We start from the raw sequence: 21,291 nt of genomic DNA, 5'->3' as shown, positions 1-21,291 counted from the left end.
TGTGCCCCGCCGCCGGAAACCGTACCCCTCCGCCTTCGCTATTCCGTGTCGATCCCGAAGTCCCCCACCAGGCCGCCCAGTCCGCTCCGGTAGCCCTTCCCGCCCGGTACGAAGTCCCAGTCGCCGCCCGCGCGGCGGCGGAACGAGCCCAGGACCAGGGCCGTCTCCCCGGGGCGGCCGTCCGAGACGTCCAGGCGGTCCAACTCCGTCCCCGCGCGGTCCCGCAGGCGGATGCCGGCCTCGGTGAAGCCCGACAGGTCCGCCTCCGGGTTGACCACCGGGTCGACCGCCGCGACCATCACCAGCCGGTCGGCGGCCGTCGGCAGGTCGTCGAACGCCACCCGTATCGCGGCCCGGTCGCCCGCCGCCGCGGGGACCATCCGGACCGAACCGTCCGGTGTCCGTTCGTTGTTGAAGAAGACAAAATGGTCGTCGCTCAGAACGCGGCTTCCGTGGCACACCAGCGCGCACACGTCCAGGGCCACCGTCCCCGCCCATGTCATGCCCAGCGTGTTGAAGTCGTCCTGGTCGGGTGGAGTGTCGCCGGGGGCGCCGGGGGTGGGGGCGGACGTCGGTACGGCGGCGCCGTCCCCCAACCTCCCCCGCAGACCGTGTTGGTGGAGCAGGTCCACCAGTTCCGTACCCGAAATCAGCGTCAGCGGCTTGCCGTTGGCGAAGGTGTACGAGCCCGGCCCGAAGCCCGAGGTCGTCACCAGCACGCCTTTGTTCGCCCCGGCGCCCTGCACCGTGCCGTACAGGTCACGTACCGCGCTCGGCGACACCGTCCCGCGATACCGCTTCACCTGCACGATGATCTTGCCGCCGCTGATCGGGTCCGGGTCCAGGGCGTCCACGTCCACCCCGCCGTCGTTCGAGCGCTGTGTCATCACCGCCCGCATCCCCCGCGCCCGGAACAACTCCGCGACCAGGCTCTCGAACTCCACCGGATCCATCGCCAGCAGGTCGGGCTCCTCACCGCCTCCGTGCGACACCACCCCCGAGCCCACCTCGTCCGGCCGCCGCACCGGCCGTACCGCCGCCCGCTGGTCGGGCCGCGCCGACAACTGCCCCCGCAGCCCCTCCGTCAGGCAGTCCACCGCGCTGACCAGCTCCAGGTTCAGGCCGTCGAACGCGCCCCGTTCGGCCAGCACCGACGCCAGACACACCTGCGCCCGCCGCCCCGTCGCCGGATCGAAGTCGTCCACGAACCCGTTCAGCGCGACCGAACGCACCGTACGGAACTCGTCCGCCGCGAACAGGTCGCGCAGCACCAGCAACACACACTGCGCCAACACCGCCCGGTACAGCGCCCGTCGCTGCGTCACCGGCCTGGGCGACTCCTTGTCCTGGTCCAGGCTCGGCGCGAACCGTACGGCCTTCACCTCCGGCACCACCGCGTACCCCGGCAGCTCCCAGTCGAGCACCAACTGCCCCGCCCCACGGTCGAAAGCGGCCGACACCTGGCGCGGGAAGTCCTCCGGCCAGCCGGTGGACGCGTAGAGCGCCGCCGAGAAGTACTCCACCACCGTCTCCGGATCCCCCGCCCGCAACGCCTCCACCGTCGCCGCGACCCCCGCGTTGTGCGCCCGCACCTCCGCCAGCCGGCCATTCGCCCATGCGTCGTACTGCCTTCGGTACGCGGCCAGTTGCTCCTGCCGGTGCCCCTCCGCCTGCTGCGCCGCGCGCAGATCGTGCGCGTACCTGGCCTGCGCCTCCTGCTGTGCCGCCGCGCGCCGCCCGGCCGTCCAGCCACCCGCCTGGGGCTGGTAGCGCGCCGGATCCGGCAGCGGCACCGGATACGCCAACTGCCCCGGCGCGAACGGCTCGATCTCCTCCACCCGGGCCAGCGCGGACGTACGGAAGGCGGGCGCCCGGCACCCGGACGCCAGCAGGCCCTCCAACACCACGACGCGCGCGTCGAGTTCCTCCGTACGGCGCCGCGCCTCGGCCTCCCGCTGCCGCCGGTACTCCGCCTGCTGCTCCCGGCCGTACCGCGCCACCTCGCGCGCGTACGCCCGCTGTTGCCGCTCCGCGTCCCGCTGCTGCCGGAAGGCCGCCCGCTCCTGCGCCTCCCGCTGCCGCTGTTGCTGCCGCTGCGCCTCGGCCCAGACCCCGATCAGTCCGCTGGAACGACGACTCATACGGTCACACCCCTCCCCACGGGGCCGCCCGTCCCCGGACCCCGCCCACAAACACCCAGAAAACACACCCAGAAACCACCAGTCTCCCGGACCTGGCGGCTCCGGGACCCGCACCCGTGAAATTTCCCCTGACGGGATGCGGACGGGGCGGACGAGGAGGGGGATCCCGCCGCGGATGCGGACCCGCCGCGACTGTTCCATGCTGGTAAGGACGGGTGTCCCCTCCCGGACAGGACAGCGTCCCCGTCCGTCGAGTCCGAGCGGAGCCCTCGATGCACCACGATCGAGCAGTCGCGACCCACCTCGTACGCGATCGGATGAGCCGCGAACCCGTTACCGTCCCGCCGTACATGTCGCTCACCTCGGTGGCCTCCTGCATGCGGGACTCCGATGTCGGCTGCGTCTTCGTCACCTCCGGCGACGAACTGCACGGACTCGTCACGGACCGTGACATCGCGGTACGGATCACTGCCGAAGGCACCCTCGCGGGCATCGCCACGGCGCTCGAAGCCTGCTCGGGGGACCTGGTGACGGTGACCCCCGAGACGTCGGTCTGCCAGGCGGCGGACCTCATGAGCGCCCACTCGGTCCGCCGGATCCCCGTCGTGGAGGAACGGCGGCTGGTGGGGGTGCTCACGCTGGGGGACATCGCGGACACACCGCACGCCCAGGAGGTGCTGATCGCCCTCAGCCGCACCGAGGCCAATCACTGAGGCCGATGACCGAGGCCGACCACCGAGCAAGCGGGAGCGAGGGAGGCGAGAGACGTGGCCACGCTGACTTCCATGAACGTCGGCATGCCCCAGGACGTCCCGTGGCACGGCCGTACCGTGCACACCGGAATCTGGAAGTACCCCGTCGACGGCCCCCGCATGGCCCGCCGCCTGAACATCGACGGCGACGGCCAGGGCGACCTGGGGGGCCACGGCGGCGAGCACCGCGCGGTGCTGGTGTACCAGACCGACTCGTACCGCCACTGGGAGAAGCACCTGGGCCGCGACCGGATCGAGACCGGGCAGTTCGGCGAGAACCTCACCGTCGACGGGCTGCCGGACGACGAGGTGTGCATCGGTGACCGGTACCGGATCGGCGACGCAGTGTTCGAGGTCAGCCAGCCGCGCGTGACCTGTTACCGGGTGGGCCTGCGGATGGAGGAGCCGCGCATGGCGGCCCTGCTCGTGTCGCACCGGCGGCCCGGCTTCTACATGCGCGTGGTCGTGGAGGGCGAGATCGAGGCGGGGCAGGAGATCGTGAAGGTCGCCGACGGGCCGGAGGGGATGACGGTCGCGGACATCGACTCCCTGCTCTACCTGCCGGGGCACCCGAGGGACGACCTCGACCGCGCCCTGCGCATCTCCTCCCTCAGCCCGGGCTGGCAGGCCTCGCTGCGGAGCCTCAAGGAGCAGTCCGCCAAGGAACAGGCCGGCGGCGCCCCGGCGGGCTCGTCCGGCAACACCGGGCTGACCACGGCCGCGAGCAGCCCGCCGCCCGCCTGGACGGGCTTCCGGCCGCTGCGGGTCGACGCCATCAGGGAGGAGAGCCACAGTGTGTTCTCCCTGACCCTGTCGGCCACCGACGGCTCCCGGCTGCCGGCGTGGCTGCCGGGCCAGTCCGTGACGCTGCGGCTGCGTCCGGAGGATCCCGGGAGCCCCGGGGGTGTGGGTTCTCCGCTGATCCGCAGCTATTCGCTCTCCAACGACCCCGGCGACGGCCGGTACCGCATCAGTGTGAAACAGGAGCCGCACGGCGCCGCCAGCACGCTCATCCACACGACGGTACGGGTGGGCGACACGCTGGACGTGGCCGCGCCGCGCGGCACGTTCTTCCTGGCCGACAGCGAACGCCCGGTGGTACTGGCGTCCGCCGGGGTCGGTGCCACACCGGTTCTCGCGATGCTGCACGCGCTGGCGGGCGGCGCAGGGGACACGAGTACAAATACGGGTACGGGTACGGGCTCCCCCCGCGAGGTCTGGTGGCTCCACGGCGCCCGCGAGCGCGCCGAACACGCCTTCGCCGCCGAGAGCCGCGCGCTGCTGGACCGGCTCCCCGCGAGCCACTCGTACATCTGCTACAGCCGCCCGGCCGACGACGACCGTCAGGGCGTCGACTACACCACGCCCGGCCGCCTCTCCGCCGACACACTCCGCGGCGTCGGACTGCCGACCGACGCCGACGCGTACCTGTGCGGCCCGGTGGGGTTCATGGACGACCTCACCGCCGGTCTCACCCGGTACGGGATGGCGCCCGACCGGATCCACATGGAGACGTTCGGCGCGGGGGCCGCGCTGAACCCCGGGGTGAACCCGTCGGAGCAGCACGACCCGCACCCGCCCGCCGAACCGCCCGCGACCCCCGGTCCCGACGTGTCGTTCAGCCGCAGCGGCCTCACCGTGCCCTGGGACCCCCGGTACGCGAGCCTGCTCGAACTGGCCGAGGCGTGCGACGTACCCACCCGTTGGTCCTGCCGTACGGGTGTCTGCCACAACTGCGAGAGCGCGCTGCTGTCCGGGAGCGTCGCGTACGACCCGGACCCGGTCGAGCCGCCGGCCGAGGGCGACGTACTGATCTGCTGCTCGCGCCCGAGGGACGGCATCGTGCTGGACCTGTGACCAGCGCAGACCCCCCTCCCCGGAAAACCACTCTCCGGAAACCCCCTCTCCGGAAACCCACTGCCGTCCTGTCAGACCCGTGCCTTAGGCTGCCACCAACCGCTCCCCGCGATCCGCGGGTGACTTGATGCGGTCATTACCTGGGGGGTAATCACCACTGTGCGCACGCGCACCCTCGCGGCCGCGACCTCGCTCGCGGTCCTCTTCAGCTCGGCCGCGCTCGTCGCCGCCACGGCGGCCCCTGCCGCCGCCGACTCCACCAAGACCCTCTCCCTGAAGTCCGCGGGCGACGTCCTGGTCGACGGTCTCCACCAGCGCGTCTACGTCTCCGACCCGACCGGCGGCAAGCTCGTCGTCACCGACTACGCGGGTACGGTCCAGAAGACCGTCACCGGTCTGCCGGGCGTCGACGGCCTGGCCCTGTCGGCCGACTCGGGTCAGGTGTACGCGGCTGTCGCGGCCTCGAACCGGATCGTGTCGGTGGACACGGCCACGTACACGAAGGCCGCCGAGTACACCCTCGGCGACGCCAAGAACCCGCGGAGCCTCGCCGTCGCCGGCGGCAAGCTCTGGTTCGGTTACGGACCGGACTCCTCCGGCAACCTCGGCTCGCTCGACCTGTCCGGGGACGGGCCGGTCGTGGCACTCGACCAGGACGGCGACATGTCGTCGTACCTGCCGCCGCTCCTCGGCTCCGACCCGGCCGCGCCCGGCCTGCTGGCCGTGGGCGAACGCGGGCAGAGCACGATCGCGCTGTACGACGTGACGTCCGGCAGCGCGGTGCTGCGGGTCCTCGACGGCAACCCGGGCAACGAGGGCAGCAACCTCCGCGACCTCGACATCTCGCCCGACGGCACGGAGGTGGTCACGGCCGCCGGCTATCCGTACTACAACCCGGCCTACTCCACCACCGATCTGCACGAACTGCGCCGCTACCCGTCGGGTGACTACGGCAGTTCGGTCGCGATCGGCCCGAAGGGCGCGGTCGCGTCGGGCACCAGCTCCTGGTACGGCCCGGACCTGCACCTCTACGAGCAGGGCTCCACCACTCCGATCCGTGAGTACGAGTACGGCAACACGGGCAACAGCAGCGGCGGCGACACCCAGGTCGACGGGGCGCTGGCCTGGACCCCGGACGGCAGCCGCGTCTTCGCCGTCTCGGAGAACAGCAACGGTGTGTTCTCCCTGCGGTCGTACACCGACCCCACCAAGTACGTGCCCAAGCTCACCGTGGCCGCCCCCGCCAAGGCGACCCGCGCCAAGAAGCTCACCGTCACCGGCAAGCTGACCTCGGCGAAGGCCCTTCCGGCGGGTACGGCCCTGACCGTGACGCGTACGGACATCGATTCGCCCAAGGGCAAGGTGCTGCCCGGTGTGAAGACGACGGCGAACGGTTCCTTCGCCTTCGCGGACACCCCGCCGGCCGGCGGCAAGGTGAAGTACACGGTGGGGTACGCGGGTGACGCGACGCACGCGAAGGTCTCGGCGTCCGACACCGTGGAGGTCTCCCGTACCGCGACGAGCCTCACGCTGAACAACAACGGCAAGCTCTACTCGTACGGCGCGGACGTCTCCTTCACCGCGCACCTCGGCAAGACCTACAAGAGCCGTACGGTCGAGATCTACGCGGACCCGTTCGGCGCGGACAAGCCGAAGCGGCTGGTCAAGACCGGCAAGGTCAACTCCAAGGGCAACCTTTCGGTCACCGTGGACATGACCCGTGACACCACCCTCACGGCCGTCTTCGCGGGCGACGCGCGCTCGGCGTCGAAGTCGGTGAAGTCGACCGGGTTCGCCAAGGTCAAGATCTCCACGGCCGTCTCCAAGCACTACAGGACGGGCACGATCGGCTCCACGAAGTACTACTGGTTCCGTGAGACCAGCGACCCGCTCCTGACCACGACCATGAGCTACTACCAGGGCCGCCACCAGCGGTTCGAGCTCCAGGTCTACTCCGGGGGCACGTGGTACTCGGCGGGCGACCCGGAGTACTTCGCGCTGGGCGGCAACGGGAAGTCGGCGGTGAAGCTGGGCGGCCCCGGCAAGGGCGGTGCGGGGATCCGCGCCCGGGTGCGGTCGGCGTACATCAACGGTTCGTCGGGGGACAGTGTGAACTCGTCGACGTACGGGGCGTGGCAGTACCTGTACTTCACCAAGTAGGCGCTCAGCACTGATGAATGGCGGTGTCCCGGACCTCGGAACGAACGAGGTCCGGGACACCGTTGTTTTCTTTCCTTGTTCCTTCCTGTCAGCGGAAGGCGGCCAGGATCGCGGCGAGTTCGGCGGGGCGGGACAGGTGGGGGAAGTGGCCGCTGCCCGCCAGGACGGTGACGGTGACGTCGGGGAGGACCGACTCCAGCCAGTGGCGGTACGCCGGGGGCGGCGGCTCCCCGCTCACGTAGTGGTACGGGATGCCCGCATCGCGGATGGCGCCCAGGGCGCGGGTGATGCCGTCGTCGAGGTCCTTCGCCGGGGTGACCAGGAGTTCGTTCCAATACCCGAGCATCAGGTCCTGCGCGGGGGTGGCCGACCGGGCGAGTTCCTGGGCGGCCGGGGGGAGCAGCTCGATGTGCATGCCGGCGAGCATGGTGTCCCAGACCTCGCCGTACGCGGGGCTCCTGAGGACCGGTTCGGCGCGGCGGAGCACCTCCGCGAAATTGCCGGGGAGGAGGGGCTGGTCGACGTTGACGGCGCCGCGGGCCGGGTACGTCGCGGCGTAGACCGTCGCCAGGACTCCGCCGAGCGAGTGCCCCACGACGACGGGCGCGTCGAGTCCGGCGTCGGTGACCGCCTCATGCACGACGGCGGCGATCTCGTCGGAGCGGTAGGAGTCGCGGCGGGGGGAGTCGCCGTGGCCGGGCAGGTCGAAGGAGAGCACCCGGCGGCCGGGGTCGGTGGCGGCGAGCGCGCGGACGGTGGGGTCCCACTGGTGCCGGTCGTAGCCGAGGCCGTGGAGGAGGACGAGGGGCGGGCGGTGGTCGGGGGCCTGGTCGGGGGCGCCGTAGCTGTCGGCGGCGAGGGCCCCGAAGCGCTGTGGGCGCGTTTCGTCGGACATGTCCGTCTCCCGTTTCCGGTCGCTCGGAGTTCGAGGCTCCACCTGGGAGGCGCGACTCCGATACGTACCATCCGTACGCGACGCGGGTCGCACCCGCCAGCCGGCGGGGCGTGCCGGGCCCGGCCGGTACCGGAAGTGGCGGCCGGTGTGCGGGGAAAGGCGCAGGTGGGCCCTGCGAGCGGGGCCGCCGTCTCGACGCGTCCAGCCAGTGCCGTTGAGCCGTACGGGCGGTGTCGTCCAGCACCGGATCACCGTCCGGCACGCGCGGTCCGGCGCCCCCGGTGCCCCCGGTGCCTGCGGCGCCTGCGGCGCCTGCGGCGACCAGGAGTACCGGTGCCCCACGGCCGGTTCGGGGACGCCGGGCGGCAGCCGTCGCCCCCCGCTACCCGCCCACCAACCCCCTGATCTCGCGCTCCGTCCACCGCCCGGACACACCGGAACACGCCGCCAGGTACGCCACCACCGTCCCCACATCCCACGCACCCGTGGCGAGCAGGCCCTTCCCCAGGAAGGCCAGATACGCGGCGGACGGGGCGTTCGGCTCGACGTCCCCCACCCCCCAGGGCGCCGTGAACGTCACCACCGGCGCCCCGTCGAGCGCGCCCGGACACACCAGCGTCTCGTACCGCCCCTCACCCCGCACCACCCGCCCGCCGCCGCCGCTCACCAGCCCGGCCAGGTCGAGGTCGGTGCCCGGCTCCCCGTACATCTCCTGCGCGGCGATGTCAGAGAACTGCCCCGCCGTGACCAGATGGGCCCTGCCCAGCACACGTCCCGGGGCGTCCGGATCGTAGAACGCCCGTCCCCCGCCCCACACCGGCGACTCGGTGGCGAAATACACCGCGCCCGGGACCTCCACCGGCACGGACCGTTCCGGCGGGCGTGGGTCGCGGCAGCCCCGGTACGCCCTGGCCGCGCCGGGCGGGCGGCCTCCCGTGAGGTAGTACGCGAGCCGGCCGAGGTCCATGTTGGAGCCGTACGACAGGTACCAGACCTGGCGCGGAGAGGGCGGGGAGGAGCGACCGAGGCGACCGGCGGTCCCTGCCTGCTCGATGACGGTCTCCTCGATCACGGTCTCCTCGATCAACGACTTCTCGATGACGTGAAGGCGCTCCATGGGGCTCCCACCGGGTTCAGACTGCGCTGGTGAGAAATCCATACCCCTGCCCCTGCTGCGGCCATCGCGTCCTCGACGAGATGCCCGGTTCCCACGAGATCTGTCCCATCTGCTTCTGGGAGGACGACGGCGTCCAATTCCGCTGGCCCTCGATGGCCGGCGGCGCCAACCGCATATCGCTGCTGGACGCCCAGCGGAACTTCCAGGACTTCGGCGCGTGCGACGAGCACGGCAAGCGGTACGTACGCCCCCCGGCGGAGAACGAGACGCTGGACCCGTCCTGGCGTCCCATCGACCCGTCGCGGGACTCCTTCGAGCACTGGGAGGGCCTGGACGAGGCGGACGCGGAGAACCGTACGCCCTGGCCCGAGGACCGCTCCGTGCTGTGCTGGTGGTTACCGACCTTCTGGCGCCGCGACCTCCGGCCCGGAGCACACTGAGCGGCCCGGCGTCACTCCCCCTTGCACCCTCGCACCCTCAGCCCCTCAGCCCCTCACACCTTCACGCCGAGGCGCCGGAAAGCTGTTCCCGTACCCACCCGACATCCGGGTTGGTACGGGACCGGCCCCGCCACTGCTGCGGCGCCTGGCCTCCAGCGCGCCGGTCGACCTCATGGGCGTGGGCCGGGCCTGGGCGTGACGGTGGGTGTGAACGGTGGCGTGAGCGGGGGCGTGGGCGTGGCGGTCTCGATGAGTTCCGGCCGGATGGCCAGTCTGTTCCGGTGAGGGTTGTACGACACCTGTCGTGACGCGTGTCGTACCGCACCCGGACAGACACCACCCACCCCGGAGGATCCCATGACCACCACCCCCCGCGACCCCGGCAACGACCTCCCCGGCAAGCCGCCCGTCGTTGACCTCGTCACCTGGCAGGCGGCCCGCGACGAGCTGCTGGTCCGCGAGAAGGCGCACACCCATGAGGGCGACGCGATCGCCGCGGCCCGGCGGCGGCTGCCGATGGTGGAGTTCGACGGGTCGGTGGAGGTCGTCGGGCCCGACGGGCCGGTGCCGTTCCTGGACCTGTTCCAGGGGCGCGACGAGCTCGTCGTCTACAAGCACATGTGGTACGACGACACACCCCACCAGGGCCAGTGCGAGGGCTGCACCACCACGGCCTGGCACGTGAAGGACGCCGTCTACCTCAACGCGCGCGGGGTCTCGTACGCCGTGCTGACGACGGGGCGTTGGGACGAGGTGGCGTCCTTCGTCGGGTTCATGGGCTACACCCAGCCCTGGTACTCGGTGCGTGACGTGGACGGGCCGGTCGGCGGGGAGATGGGACACCTCACCGCTTTCCTGCGCGAGGGCGACCGCGTGTTCCTCACCTACTCCACGACCGGCCGGGGCAACGAGCCGGTCAACGGGTCCCTCAGCCTGCTGGACATGACGCCCTACGGCCGCGGCGAGGCGTGGGAGGACCACCCCGGGGGGCGGCGCACGGCCGGTGGCACCCACGAGGGGCACCCGGCGGCGGGCCCGGCCGTGGACCACGAGGCGTGCTGGTACTGGCGGTCGGACGCCGACGGCGTCGCCACCTGGGGTCCGACGAGCCGCCCCGTACCCCAGTGGACCCGGCCCGGCGCCACTCCGGTGGAAACCCTCGGCCGGCACGGTCACCACCACTGACTCGCCCAAGGGCTCTCCCCTGGTCAGCGAATTGTGGCCGGTGTGACGGAAGTTGACACGCCCGCACCGCAGGACCCACGATGCCTGGTGTGCTCCGGGGACCCGACGGTGGTCCCCGAGCGCCCTCGACCATCCAGCCCTGCGCGGCATCAGTGTGCCCTCCCGAGAGGCTGTGCCCTTCTGGGAGGCGTCGCCTTTCCGCGTGCCCGCGCCGGGCTTTGCGAAGCCAGGATTGGATTTCTTCATGCCCAAAGCGAGTCATGTCCCCGTGTGGCGTCTGCTGGGGGTCAGCGCCGCGGCCGTCGTCCTGTCCGCCGTGGCCGCCACGTCCGCGTACGCGGGCGACTGCCCGGGCGGCAACGGCTGGGACAAGGGTCACCCCTCGGACTACAAGCCGGGGACGGGCGCCGGTGTGAAGACCGCGACGGACCGTTGTGAGTTCTCCCTCGACGGCGTGGCCTGGAAGGCCTCCGTCCAGGTCGACGACCTCAACCTCAAGCCGTCGGAGGACGGCAAGGTGCACGTGAAGGTCCGCGCCGCCGGCGACGCGGAGGCGTGCACCGCCTCGCTGGCCTCGTACCGTACGTTCGGGCCGACCTGGGCGACCTCCGGCGCGCAGGTCTTCCACGACTTCGACACCGTGAACGTGAAGCAGAGCGTGACGGACACCCTCGACATAGCCGTCCCGGACGTCGGCTGCTTCGCGCAGGTCGACCTCTACCGCGGCAGTGTCAAGTTCGACGGGAAGAAGGACGCGAACGACGGCTTCGAACACGGCGACCTGCCGATCGGCCCGGACCGTCCGGTCATCAAGGACAAGCTGATCGCGTCCTGGAACGGCGGTACGAAGGACTGCACCGCGCAGACCGTCCCGGCGCCCGGCCCGGACTCGACCCCCACGAAGACCCCGCCCGTGACGACCCCGGACTCGACCCCGACTCCCACGAAGACTCCGGCCGGGACGACCCCGGACACGACGCCGTCGACCACGGCGCCCGCGACGGTCTCGCCCACGGAGGCCGGGTCGGCGTCCCCGAACGCGTCCACCTCGACCTCCGCGTCCGCCTCCGCGGCCGAGTCGGCGTCGCCGGTGGTCTCGACGTCCAGCAGCGCGCAGGGCGGGCTCGCCGAGACGGGCAGCGGCGACGTCGTGGCGACCGCGACGGGTGCAGCGGCCCTGCTCGCCGTCGGCGGCGGAGTCCTCTTCTTCATGCGGCGCCGCGGAGCGGTCCGCTCGCACTGACGGCGGCGTCACGGAAGAACACGTGACACCACGGTGTGACGAGGGGTGCGGCGGATCATCCGCCGCACCCCTCGGTGTTTCGTACCGCCTGACGAACCGTCACGCGTCCTGCGCCGCGAACCCCGTCCGCCAGGACGCGTACTCAGGTTCCCAACCCCGCGAGCGGGCCAGTTCGTTGGACGCACCCCGCGCCCAACTCTGCTGTCCCGATACGGGTCCTGGCGCCGGCCGCCCGAGCGCGGCGGCCAGGACCGGCAGCCACGCGCGGCCCCGCGCCGGTTCGTCGTCCACGATGTTCACCGGACCGGAGGGCCAGGTGAGGGCGGCGACGGCGGCCCGCGCGGCGTCCGCGACGTGGACGAACGAACTCACCGAGAGATCCGCCTCGATGTTCCCGAGGAAACGCGCCTCCCGGTCACCCCCGAGGGCCGCGGACACGGCGCCGCCCGGCTCGTACCAGGTGCCGGGGCCGTACAGGACGCCGTACCGCAGCAGCACCGCCGTGTCGATCTCGGCCGCCGTCTCCTCCAGCACCCGTACCCCCTCCACCATCGCGCCGCGCGGCTCCGCCGCCCCGAGGTCGAGCGGTACGGTCTCGTCGGCCGGCTTGTCCCCGGGCGCGTACACCCAGGCGAGCGACTGGACGACGATCCGGTGCACGTCGGCGTCGTGGGCCGCGTCCACCAGATTGCGCGTGCCCTCCCGGCGCAGCCGGTCGGTCGCCCCGGCGTCGGCGTCCGTCAGGTCGGTGAGCTGGTTGATCACCGCGTCGGGCGCGGCGGCGGTCACCGCCTGCCGCAGACCGTCGGGGTCGAGCGCGTCGGCCTGGACCGCCGAGGCGCCCTGGCGGCGTACCCGCTCGGTGCCCGCGAGGGTGCGGGAGACGCCGGTGACCTGGTGTCCGGCCTCCAGCAGCAGGGGTACGAGGAGTCGGCCCACCGCACCGGTGGCACCCGCGACCAAGACACGCATGGGGATCAGTCCTCTGGTCGGTCCAGCCCGGAAGAGCCGCCCGGCCCCGGCCCCGGCCTCACGGCCGACGAGGGGCGGCGCGGTCGCCCATCGTGGCACCGCCGTGGGTCCCGGCACCCCGGTCACCCGGCCGAAGCCACCGATGACCACCCGAAGGAACGCACAGGGGGCGGCGCGGACACCCCCTAGGGGGTGTCTTGCTGCGACGACGCGAAGGCGGCGAACATGTCGACGATCGGCTGCGGCGCCCGGTCGTCGAACATCGTGTCCAGGCTCGTCGCGGATTGGCGGGCGGTGCTTTCGCCGCGCGGGAAGAGGGAGGCCTCGTAGGCGGTCAGCGCGGCTTCCACGTCTCCCGGGTGCGCGGCGAGCGCCCGCCCCAGATCAGCGCCGTCGATCATCGCGAGGTTGGCGCCTTCCCCCGCGAAGGGGGACATCAGGTGGGCGGCGTCGCCGAGGAGGGTGACGCCCGGGGTGCGCCGCCAGTGGTGTGCGACGGGCAGCGCGTGGATGAGCCGGGGCACCAGCGGGGTGTCGGCGTCGGTGACCAGCCGCCGCAGGGCCGGGTCCCAGCCCTCGAAGTGCTCCAGTACGGCGGCCTTGGCCGCGTCCGCGTCGGTGAAGTCGATCCCGGACAGCACGTCCTCGGCGGCGCGCAGGGCGACGTAGATGTGCAGGCTGCCGTCGGTTTCGCGGTGGGCGAGGAAGCCCCGGTTGTCGCCGAGGGCGAAACACATGCCGCCGCCCACGAGTTGCGCGCTCTCGGGGTGGCGGGTGTCGGCGTCGAGGAGGTCCAGCTCGACGAAGGAGACGCCGGTGTAGGCGGGGCGGGCGTCGGAGAGCAGCGGGCGGATACGGGACCAGGCACCGCCCGCCCCGACGAGGAGATCGGTGGTGAAGGTGGTGCCGTCGGCGAGGGTGACCTCGTGGCGCCCGGAGTGCTGCCCGTCTCCTCGCGGCCCGGAGCCGAGCGGCCGGGCGCCGGTGACCTTGGCACCCCACCGCACGGTCCCCTCGGGGAGCGAGTCGAGCAGGAGGTCGCGCAGGTCACCCCGGTCGACCTCGGGACGGCTGCCCTCGCCGTCGTCCTTCTCCTCCAGTACGAGCCGGGCGTGCCGGTCGTAGACGCGCAGGGTCTCGCCACCGGGGTGGATCCGGGCCAGGAACCCCTCGTACAACCCGGCGGCGCGCAGGGCGGCCTGCCCGGACTCGACGTGGATGTCGAGCATGCCGCCCTGGGTACGGGCGTGCCGGCCGGGCTCCAGGTCGAAGACGGCCGCGTCGACGCCGTTCACGTGCAGGACGCGGGCGAGGGTGAGACCGCCGAGGCCGGCGCCGACGATCGCGACGGCGTAATGCGTACTCGTACTCGTACTCGTACTCCTGCTCAAGCTCATGCTCATGCCTCCGTGGTGACCGGGGTGCTCCTGGCCCCGTTGATGACCATGCGAAAGATCCACGCCAGGCGCTGCTCGTGGGAGCCGGAGAGCAGCGCGGTGCCGAGGGCGGCGATCCGTGGATGGGTGACGGCACTGACGTCACGCAGCGCGGCGACGAGCTTGTCGTGCTCGGCCTCCGCGTCGACGGCCCGGCCGCGGACGGACTGCTCGGCGGCGGTGGCGGTGGCGACCTGCAACAGCACGTCCACCCCCCAGGCCGCCTGGGCGTCGGGCACCTCACCCTCGTGCAGGAGATCGAGGATCGCCTCGACGAGGGCGAGGTAGTGGGGCCCTGAGGGCCGGGCCACCAGGGCGGCGTGGGCAAGGCTGGGGTGCTCGAACAGAACACGGGTGTACGACCCGAGCACGGACACCAGCCGATCACACCAGTCCCCACCCCTCTTCCCCCCGCCGGGCCGCAGGTCCACACCCCCCAGCAACTCCTCCAAGATCGCCGCATGAAGCTCGGCGGTGTTGGCCACGTACACGTACAGCGAGGCGGCCCCGGTATCGAGCTCCTGAGCCAGCCGCCGCATGGTGACGCGCTGAAGCCCCTCGGCCCGCATGAGCCCGACGGCGGTGGCGACGATCCCGTCATAGGTGAGAGCCGCCTTGGCGGGCCGCTCACGACGGCTACGGGGTACGGATTCACGTGAAGTCACCCCCAGACCGTAACGAACATGTTCGTCACGAACAAGTTCGCTCGCCACATCGGACGAAACACCCCCTATGTAGAGCGCGGTCGATACGATGCGTCAGGCTCACCGGGACGCCGCTGACGACGTTCGCTGATGACGTTCAAGGAGCATGTGTGTCCAGCCGCTTACAGTCGGCACAGCTCGGCGATCCGCGCCGCATCGGGCCCTACCGTGTCGTCGGCCGACTCGGGACCGGTGGCATGGGTACGGTCTACGCCGCGCTGGACGCGGCTGGCTCGCGGCTGGCCGTGAAAGTCGTTCACTCCCCGCTGGCCGGCGACGAGGAATTCCGCGCCCGCTTCCGGCGTGAGGTCCAGTTGTCCCGGCGTGTCAGCGGCCCGAGCCTGGTTCCCCTGTACGACGCCGACACCGAGAGCGCCACGCCTTGGCTGGCCACACCATTCGTACCGGGTCCGACCCTCAGCCGGTACCTGGCCGAGAGTGGTTCGCTGACCGGCGGCCGACTGCACGCGCTGGCCGCAGGCACCGCCGCCGCTCTCGCCGCGATCCACGCCGCCGGGGTCGTACACAGGGACGTGAAGCCGCAGAACGTCATCCTCGCGCCTGACGGTCCGCGCATGCTGGATTTCGGTATTGCCCACGCTTTGGACGGCACAGCCGTGACCCGCACCGGCGTGATGACCGGTACTCCTGGCTGGATCAGCCCCGAGCACTACCGGACCGGCGCGGTCGGACCGGCAGGCGACATCTTCGCCTGGGGAGCGCTCGTCGCGAACGCCGCGACCGGTCGCCTCCCGTTCGGCACCGGCGCGCCCGAGGCTGTCGCTTTCCGCGTCATGTCCGGCGCGCCCGATCTCGACGGGGTCCCGGACGGTCTGTTGCCGCTCATCGAGATGGCACTGGCGAAGGATCCGACGAACCGACCAACGGCGGCTGAACTAGCTGACTCCTGCACTGAATTGCTCAGCACCCAGATCACGGCCGCCCGTCCTCGTGAGAGCGGGCAGCAGACTCTGATATCCGACCTGGTGACGGCCCACTGGGACCTGCCGCCGGAGAACGATCCGACCTGGCAGACTCCCGCGCCGCACCGCCGACGCACCAAGCTCTACGGTGCCGTCATCGCCGTGGCACTGGCGGTGGGAGGAATCGGCGGAGCCGTGGCCGCGACCTACAAGCCCAACTCGTCCCGAACGCCGAACGCCACAAAACCGGCCGGTCAGCCCCAGCCCCGACCGACCCAGAAGACAGCTGCGGCCGACAAGGCGAACAGCGACCGACAGCAAGGCCCAAAGCCGTCGGCACCCGAGACCGCCGCACCCTCGCCTCAGGCCGCACCCTCGCCCGCGTACACCCGCAGCGACTACGCGGAGCCGACCGTCGCGGAATGGGTGTCCGCCCGAGTCCCCGTCACGCCTGCGGAGAAGGCTGCCTCTCAGCGGTTCCGCCGCGACTCGGTCCAGCCCTTCGAGGGCAGCGCTTTCGCGGCCGAAAGTGTGACCCTCACCTTCAACCCCCAGGCACAGACCATGTTCGTCACCTTCGGCCCCAACAGCTATCCGGAGGGACAGACCTACGAGGACGACCCGGACTGGATCGACACCATGCGCTCACTCATGTTCGGCAGTTGCAGCGAAGCCCAGCAGCGCTTCCGTGACGACATCACCTGGCCGTACGGACGGGTCGTCATCGTCTATCGCGAATCCATGGCCAGCCCCACCGTTGTGGACTACCGCGAAGTCACCCACACCGACTCCTGCCGAGCCTGACTGCGGGAAGAGGGAGGGGAGGGCGGCGCCGAACAGCGTTCCCACGGCGTGGGGTGGCTGAGCCTGCCCGCCTCGGACTGATTGGTCCCCTTGTCGGGCAGGCTGTTCCTGCCGCTGATGTGTCCCAGCTCACCGAGGAGCCGTCATGTCCGAGACTTTCCGCCTTGACCCGGCGAAGACCGCGCTCGTCCTGATCGAGTACCAGAACGACTTCACCAGCGAGGGCGGGGTGCTCAACGGGGCCGTGGCCGGGGTGATGGCGAAGACCGGGATGCTCGCGAACACCGTGGCGCTGGCCGGGGCCGCGCGGGCCGCGGGGGTCACCGTCATGCACGCGCCCATCACCTTCGCCCCCGGCTACGGCGAGCTGTCCCGGCACCCGTACGGCATCCTCAAGGGGGTCGTGGACGGGTCGGCGTTCGTCAAGGGCAGTTGGGGCGCGGCGATCGTGGACGACCTCGCCCCGGCCGACGGGGACATCGTGATCGAGGGCAAGCGCGGCCTCGACACCTTCGCGAGTACGAACCTCGACTTCATCCTGCGGAACAAGGGGATCGACACGATCATCCTCGGCGGCTTCCTCACCAACTGCTGTGTCGAGTCGACAATGCGCAGCGGGTACGAGAACGGCTACCGGGTCATCACGGTCCCGGACTGCGTGGCCGCCACGTCCCAGGAGGAGCACGACAACGCGATCACGTACGACTACCCCATGTTCTCCCTGCCCATGACCTCGGCGGACGTCATCGCCGGCCTCTGACCGCCTGGCGCGGGTGAGACGGGCGCCCCAGCCGCGGGCGCGGGCGGGCCGGCCTTCTGGAGCGGGACCTCGATGACGAGGAGCGACGCGACGAAGGCGAGCGCGCAGAGGATCGCGCCGGTCAGGAAGATGTGGCTGGTGCCGCTCGCGACCGCCGTGAGGTAGGCATCCCGGGCGCCGGTGGGCGGATGGGACTGGACGGCGCGGGTGAACAGCGAGCCGAAGACCGCGACGCCGAGGGATCCGCCCAGGGTGCGGAAGAGGTTGGACGAGCTCATCGCCGCACCCATGTCGCGCAGGGAGACGCTGTTCTGCGCGATGGTGCCGGCCATCTGCATGGTGAAGCCCAGGCCGATCCCGACGACGATCATGTACAGGCCGGTCAGCAGCAATGAGGTGCCGGTGTCCATGGTGGACAGCAGACCGAGCCCGGCGGTGAGGAACGCGGCGCCGACGACGGGGAAGATCTTGTAGCGGCCGGTGGCGGACATGACCTTTCCCGCGACGGTCGAGACGATCACGACGGGGATCATCATCGGCAGCATCAGCAGCCCGGAGTGGGTGGCCGAGGCCCCCTGGACGTTCTGCTGGAACAGCGGCAGATAGAGGCCCGCACCGAACATGACCACACCGGCGGCGAGGGTCAGCGCCATCGCCAACGGGTAGTTGCGGTGCCCGGTGAACACGGTCAGCGGCACCAGCGGCTCACCGACCCGCTTCTCCACCGAGATGAACGCGGCGAGCCCGATCGCGGCGACGGCACCGAGCGACAGCACCTGCCACGAGCCCCACGCGTAGGTGCTGCCCGCCCACGTGGCGGCCAGGACGATCGCGGTGATGGAGAGGGTCAGCAGGCCGATACCCGCCCAGTCGATCCTCGCCCTGATGCGGGGCGCGGGAACGTGCAGCGTCAGCCACAGCCACACCAGGGCGACCAGGCCGAGCGGCAGGTTGATGTAGAAGGCCCACCGCCAGTCGAAGTGGCCGGTGACGAACCCGCCCAGCAGCGGTCCGCCGATGGTGCCGACCGCCATGATCGAGGCGGTCATGCCCTGGTACTTGCCCCGCTCACGGGGCGGTACGAGCACGCCGATCAGCGCGAACGCGCCCGCGCCGATCCCGCCGGCGCCGACGCCCTGGAGGACGCGGAAGGCGATCAGCTGGCCCATGGACTGCGACGCTCCGCAGAGGGCGGACCCGACGACGAACACGGCGATGGACGCCAGGTACATGGATTTACGGCCGAACAGGTCACCGAACTTGCCCCAGATCGGAGTGGTGACGGCGGTGATCAGGGTGTAGGCGGTCACCACCCAGGAGATGTACTCCAGGCCGCCGAGCTGGCCGACGATCGTGGGCATCGCGGTGCTCACGACCATGTTGTCGAGCATGGACAGCAGCATCGCGAGCATGATGCCGAGCATCACCCAGCGCACGTTCTTCGGCACGGCCGAAGGGCCGGCGGATGCGGAGGGAAGGGATGCGGAGGTGGGCATGGCTGCGGAGGTGGGCATGGCTGATCACCCCTTTCGTACAGAGGGGAAGAAGAGACGGGGAAGCGGGACGGTGTTCCGTCGACCGCCACCCCAGAACACCACACCGATTCCATAAGTGCAACCGTTGCACTTTTGAAGTCGCACCACCTTGCGGATAGGATCGTACGCATGCCCTCGACCGACTCCCCCGCCCCGCCGGCGCCGATCGGACGCCGCGAGCGCAAGAAGGCCGCCACCCGCCGGTCCATCAGCGACGCCGCGATGCGCCTGTTCCTGGAGCGCGGATATGACGACGTCGGCATCCGCGAGATCGCGGACGCCGCCGACGTGTCCACCACCACCCTGTTCAAGCACTTCCCCGTCAAGGAAGCCCTCGTCTTCGACGAGGACGCCGATCAGGAGGCCCGCCTGCTCGCCGCCGTACGCGAGCGCCCCCCGGGCCGGTCGATCCCCGCGGCGCTGCGCGACCACGCGCTGCGTCATCGCATGGCCGCCGTGGACGGCGACGCCGGTTTCACCGCGTTCTTCGAACTGGTCCACACCACCCCGGCGCTGCGCGACTACGTCCAGGCCATGTGGCTGCGCCACACCGGCGCCCTCGCCCGGGTCATCGCCGAGGAGAGCGGCCTGCCCGCGGACGATCCGGCCTGTACGGCCCTGGCCCACTTCGCCCTTGAGGCCCCCCGTACCGCCCGTGGCCACGAAGACCCCCGCCAAGCCGTCGTCCGCGCCTTCGACCTGCTCGAAAGCGGCTGGGGAGCGCTCGTCCCCAGCCGCTGAAGAGACGGGCAGTGGCGTCAGCGCCGAGGCTGCCTGGCTCCCCGGCGCCACACCTCGCGGATCGACAGGCTGTCGGAGATCGTACGGGTGGGGTCGCCGTCGACCAGGAGGAGGTCGGCGCGCATGCCTTCCGCGATACGGCCCCGGTCCTTGAGACCGAAGCGGCGGGCCGGTACGGACGTGGCCGCACGCAGGGCCTGGACGGGCGTGAGCCCCGCCCGGACGAGAAGCTGCAACTCGTGGTGGACGCTGGCGCCGTGGGCGAGTCCGCCGAGGTAGCGCACGGCCACCGAGACGTCCGTACCGACCAGGATGTCCACCCCCGCCTCGTGGAGGGCGAGGACGCTCCCGAGGACGTCGTCGAAATCGCCCTCCGGGTAGTGGTTGAGGCTGCCGTGGCGCAGGGTGTCCAGCCACTCCTTGCTCAGCCGGGAGCTGACCCGCTTGTCGGCGGCGAAATCGGCGCCGGTCTCGCCCATGATCGACCTGTTCAGGCACAGGCACGCGGTGACGAACGCCTTGGAGTCCGCGACCTTGCGCACGATCTTCGCGTCGGCGGGCCGGTCGATGAAGAGGTGGACCAGACCGTCCATCTTCGCGTCGATCGCCTGCTCGAATGCCTGCACGGTCAGTGCGTGGGCCACGGCCATCTTGCCGAGCTTGTGCGCCTCGGCCACGGACGCCACGATCGTGTCGTTGCTCAGGGCGGGCAGGTCGGTGGCGCCGAGGACCGAGCCGTCCTCGATCATGATCTTCACGTAGTCGGCTCCGTCCGCGACGACGCGGCGGATCAGCTTCACCGCCTCCTGCGGGTTGGAGACCCCCTCGTCCGGCGGCGGCCCCGACCCGTCCCCGGTGTCCGCGCCCTCCGGCGGGACACCGGGCGGACCGCCCTCGGGGAACAGTTCGGCGGGGTGGCCGCCGGGCGCCCCGACCCCGGTGCCGGCCGAACGGACGTCCGCGATGCTGTCGTTGTTGTCGGTCTTCTCGGGGTCGTGCCCGCCACCCTGCATCTCCAGTTCGGTGGTCACACCGAAGAGCAGTGCGTTCTTCAACCCGTCGTCCGAGGTGTGCGTGTGACCGTCGATGAGTCCGGGCAGCAGAGTGGCGCCGGACGCGTCGACGACGGTGGCGCCGCTCGGGGCCCTGCCGCCGACCTGGACGATCCTGTGGCCCTCGATGACGACCGTACGGGCGCTGATGACCCGCTCTCCGTCGAAGATCCGCACGTTCTGGACGGCGGTCGTTCCGGAGATGTCACGGCTCGGCGACCTGGTGCTGCTCGCCTTGGCGCCGGTGTCGTCGGCGCAGCCGGACAGCAGTACCGCCGCTCCGGCGACCGCGGCGCCCGCGCCGGCGTTTTTCAGGAGTGTACGGCGATGGATCCCGCACATGGGACAGCCCTTTCGGTTGAGCCCCCCGGCCGGATCGGGCCGGTGTCGACGGTGTCGACGGATCCGCCGGTGGGGGGCAGGGGCGCATCGCGGGCGCGATGGCAGGCCCTGGTGGAGAGGCGTGTCGGGGCGCGTTTCCGCCCGCGGCCCTGCCTTCACCCTAGGAAGGGGAAGGGGTCGGAAACGCGGTACCACGGGGCCGATCGAGGGCCGGGCGCGGTACCGGAGTACC

17 protein-coding genes are annotated in these 21,291 nt (G+C 71.4%); 9 read left to right on the top strand and 8 right to left on the bottom strand.

Annotated features, from left to right (window positions below; translation table 11 throughout):
- Positions 1-38: 38 nt before the first annotated feature.
- Positions 39-2,141 (bottom strand): restriction endonuclease, encoded by a 2,103-nt coding sequence (locus tag GT042_RS00870; protein WP_161306772.1) that lies wholly within the window; start codon positions 2,139-2,141, stop codon positions 39-41.
- A 272-nt stretch (positions 2,142-2,413) separates the two neighbouring features.
- Here GT042_RS00870 and GT042_RS00865 point away from each other — a divergent pair, with 272 nt between their 5' ends.
- The 3 genes from GT042_RS00865 (at position 2,414) to GT042_RS00855 (ending at position 6,910) form a co-directional block, all read left to right on the top strand.
- Entirely contained in the window at positions 2,414-2,854 is a 441-nt protein-coding gene (locus GT042_RS00865; protein WP_161306771.1) for a CBS domain-containing protein, read from the top strand.
- A gap of 54 nt (positions 2,855-2,908) precedes the next feature.
- Positions 2,909-4,750: an MOSC and FAD-binding oxidoreductase domain-containing protein gene (locus GT042_RS00860; RefSeq protein WP_161306770.1), complete on the top strand. Its 1,842-nt coding sequence runs from the start codon at positions 2,909-2,911 to the stop codon at positions 4,748-4,750.
- A 159-nt stretch (positions 4,751-4,909) separates the two neighbouring features.
- Complete coding sequence (locus GT042_RS00855) at positions 4,910-6,910, top strand: Ig-like domain repeat protein (RefSeq protein ID WP_161306769.1); 2,001 nt, start codon at positions 4,910-4,912, stop codon at positions 6,908-6,910.
- A gap of 88 nt (positions 6,911-6,998) precedes the next feature.
- Here GT042_RS00855 and GT042_RS00850 read toward each other — a convergent pair whose 3' ends face one another.
- Positions 6,999-7,805: an alpha/beta hydrolase gene (locus tag GT042_RS00850; protein WP_161306768.1), complete on the bottom strand. Its 807-nt coding sequence runs from the start codon at positions 7,803-7,805 to the stop codon at positions 6,999-7,001.
- Positions 7,806-8,187: 382 nt separating this feature from the next.
- Positions 8,188-8,772 (bottom strand): histone deacetylase, encoded by a 585-nt coding sequence (locus GT042_RS00845; protein ID WP_161306791.1) that lies wholly within the window; start codon positions 8,770-8,772, stop codon positions 8,188-8,190.
- Positions 8,773-8,951: 179 nt separating this feature from the next.
- Here GT042_RS00845 and GT042_RS00840 point away from each other — a divergent pair, with 179 nt between their 5' ends.
- From GT042_RS00840 to GT042_RS00830, 3 genes are all read left to right on the top strand, one after another.
- Positions 8,952-9,362 carry a CPCC family cysteine-rich protein gene (locus tag GT042_RS00840; RefSeq protein WP_161306767.1) on the top strand — a complete coding sequence of 137 codons (411 nt, stop codon included), beginning with the start codon at positions 8,952-8,954 and terminating at the stop codon, positions 9,360-9,362.
- Between the two features lie 357 nt (positions 9,363-9,719).
- Positions 9,720-10,547 (top strand): DUF899 family protein, encoded by an 828-nt coding sequence (locus GT042_RS00835; protein ID WP_161306766.1) that lies wholly within the window; start codon positions 9,720-9,722, stop codon positions 10,545-10,547.
- Between the two features lie 244 nt (positions 10,548-10,791).
- Entirely contained in the window at positions 10,792-11,790 is a 999-nt protein-coding gene (locus GT042_RS00830; protein WP_161306765.1) for an LPXTG cell wall anchor domain-containing protein, read from the top strand.
- Positions 11,791-11,889: 99 nt separating this feature from the next.
- On the opposite strand, the gene GT042_RS00825 is transcribed toward GT042_RS00830, so the two are convergent.
- The 3 genes from GT042_RS00825 to GT042_RS00815 all read right to left on the bottom strand — a co-directional run bounded on the left by GT042_RS00825 (position 11,890) and on the right by GT042_RS00815 (position 14,863).
- Positions 11,890-12,762 (bottom strand): NAD(P)-dependent oxidoreductase, encoded by an 873-nt coding sequence (locus GT042_RS00825; protein ID WP_161306764.1) that lies wholly within the window; start codon positions 12,760-12,762, stop codon positions 11,890-11,892.
- A gap of 185 nt (positions 12,763-12,947) precedes the next feature.
- Complete coding sequence (locus GT042_RS00820; protein ID WP_161306763.1) at positions 12,948-14,159, bottom strand: NAD(P)/FAD-dependent oxidoreductase; 1,212 nt, start codon at positions 14,157-14,159, stop codon at positions 12,948-12,950.
- 2 nt (positions 14,160-14,161) lie between these two features.
- On the bottom strand, positions 14,162-14,863 hold the full coding sequence (locus tag GT042_RS00815) for a TetR/AcrR family transcriptional regulator (RefSeq protein WP_161306762.1): 702 nt from the start codon (positions 14,861-14,863) through the stop codon (positions 14,162-14,164).
- 149 nt (positions 14,864-15,012) lie between these two features.
- Here GT042_RS00815 and GT042_RS00810 point away from each other — a divergent pair, with 149 nt between their 5' ends.
- Both GT042_RS00810 and GT042_RS00805 read left to right on the top strand, forming a co-directional pair.
- Positions 15,013-16,629 (top strand): serine/threonine protein kinase, encoded by a 1,617-nt coding sequence (locus GT042_RS00810; RefSeq protein WP_161306761.1) that lies wholly within the window; start codon positions 15,013-15,015, stop codon positions 16,627-16,629.
- A gap of 145 nt (positions 16,630-16,774) precedes the next feature.
- The gene (locus GT042_RS00805; RefSeq protein WP_161306760.1) at positions 16,775-17,389 is read left to right on the top strand and encodes a cysteine hydrolase; all 615 of its coding nucleotides are present in this window, start codon (positions 16,775-16,777) and stop codon (positions 17,387-17,389) included.
- Here GT042_RS00805 and GT042_RS00800 read toward each other — a convergent pair.
- Positions 17,335-18,885, bottom strand: a complete 1,551-nt coding sequence (locus GT042_RS00800; protein ID WP_161306790.1) for an MDR family MFS transporter — start codon at positions 18,883-18,885, stop codon at positions 17,335-17,337. The two genes, GT042_RS00805 and GT042_RS00800, sit on opposite strands and share 55 nt — an antisense overlap.
- Before the next feature lie 168 nt (positions 18,886-19,053).
- Between GT042_RS00800 and GT042_RS00795 the strand changes: the two genes are divergently transcribed.
- Positions 19,054-19,665 carry a TetR family transcriptional regulator gene (locus tag GT042_RS00795; protein WP_161306759.1) on the top strand — a complete coding sequence of 204 codons (612 nt, stop codon included), beginning with the start codon at positions 19,054-19,056 and terminating at the stop codon, positions 19,663-19,665.
- Between the two features lie 17 nt (positions 19,666-19,682).
- On the opposite strand, the gene GT042_RS00790 is transcribed toward GT042_RS00795, so the two are convergent.
- On the bottom strand, positions 19,683-21,059 hold the full coding sequence (locus GT042_RS00790) for an amidohydrolase family protein (RefSeq protein ID WP_161306758.1): 1,377 nt from the start codon (positions 21,057-21,059) through the stop codon (positions 19,683-19,685).
- Positions 21,060-21,291 lie beyond the last annotated feature (232 nt).

Origin of the sequence: Streptomyces sp. SID3212 (genome assembly GCF_009865405.1) — a bacterium.
Classification (GTDB): domain Bacteria; phylum Actinomycetota; class Actinomycetes; order Streptomycetales; family Streptomycetaceae; genus Streptomyces.
The sequence above is the reverse complement of the archived record's forward strand: the minus strand, read 5'-3'. Positions and strand labels throughout refer to the sequence as shown.

What these genes read in the sequence shown, in the direction of transcription:
- GT042_RS00805 (WP_161306760.1), top strand. Translation starts at nt 16,775, where the DNA reads ATGTCCGAGACTTTCCGCCTTGACCCGGCGAAGACCGCGCTCGTCCTG.
- GT042_RS00820 (WP_161306763.1), bottom strand. Translation starts at nt 14,159, where the DNA reads ATGAGCTTGAGCAGGAGTACGAGTACGAGTACGAGTACGCATTACGCC.
- GT042_RS00835 (WP_161306766.1), top strand. Translation starts at nt 9,720, where the DNA reads ATGACCACCACCCCCCGCGACCCCGGCAACGACCTCCCCGGCAAGCCG.
- GT042_RS00800 (WP_161306790.1), bottom strand. Translation starts at nt 18,885, where the DNA reads ATGCCCACCTCCGCATCCCTTCCCTCCGCATCCGCCGGCCCTTCGGCC.
- GT042_RS00825 (WP_161306764.1), bottom strand. Translation starts at nt 12,762, where the DNA reads ATGCGTGTCTTGGTCGCGGGTGCCACCGGTGCGGTGGGCCGACTCCTC.
- GT042_RS00845 (WP_161306791.1), bottom strand. Translation starts at nt 8,772, where the DNA reads ATGGACCTCGGCCGGCTCGCGTACTACCTCACGGGAGGCCGCCCGCCC.
- GT042_RS00790 (WP_161306758.1), bottom strand. Translation starts at nt 21,059, where the DNA reads ATGTGCGGGATCCATCGCCGTACACTCCTGAAAAACGCCGGCGCGGGC.
- GT042_RS00850 (WP_161306768.1), bottom strand. Translation starts at nt 7,805, where the DNA reads ATGTCCGACGAAACGCGCCCACAGCGCTTCGGGGCCCTCGCCGCCGAC.
- GT042_RS00870 (WP_161306772.1), bottom strand. Translation starts at nt 2,141, where the DNA reads ATGAGTCGTCGTTCCAGCGGACTGATCGGGGTCTGGGCCGAGGCGCAG.
- GT042_RS00795 (WP_161306759.1), top strand. Translation starts at nt 19,054, where the DNA reads ATGCCCTCGACCGACTCCCCCGCCCCGCCGGCGCCGATCGGACGCCGC.
- GT042_RS00865 (WP_161306771.1), top strand. Translation starts at nt 2,414, where the DNA reads ATGCACCACGATCGAGCAGTCGCGACCCACCTCGTACGCGATCGGATG.
- GT042_RS00830 (WP_161306765.1), top strand. Translation starts at nt 10,792, where the DNA reads ATGCCCAAAGCGAGTCATGTCCCCGTGTGGCGTCTGCTGGGGGTCAGC.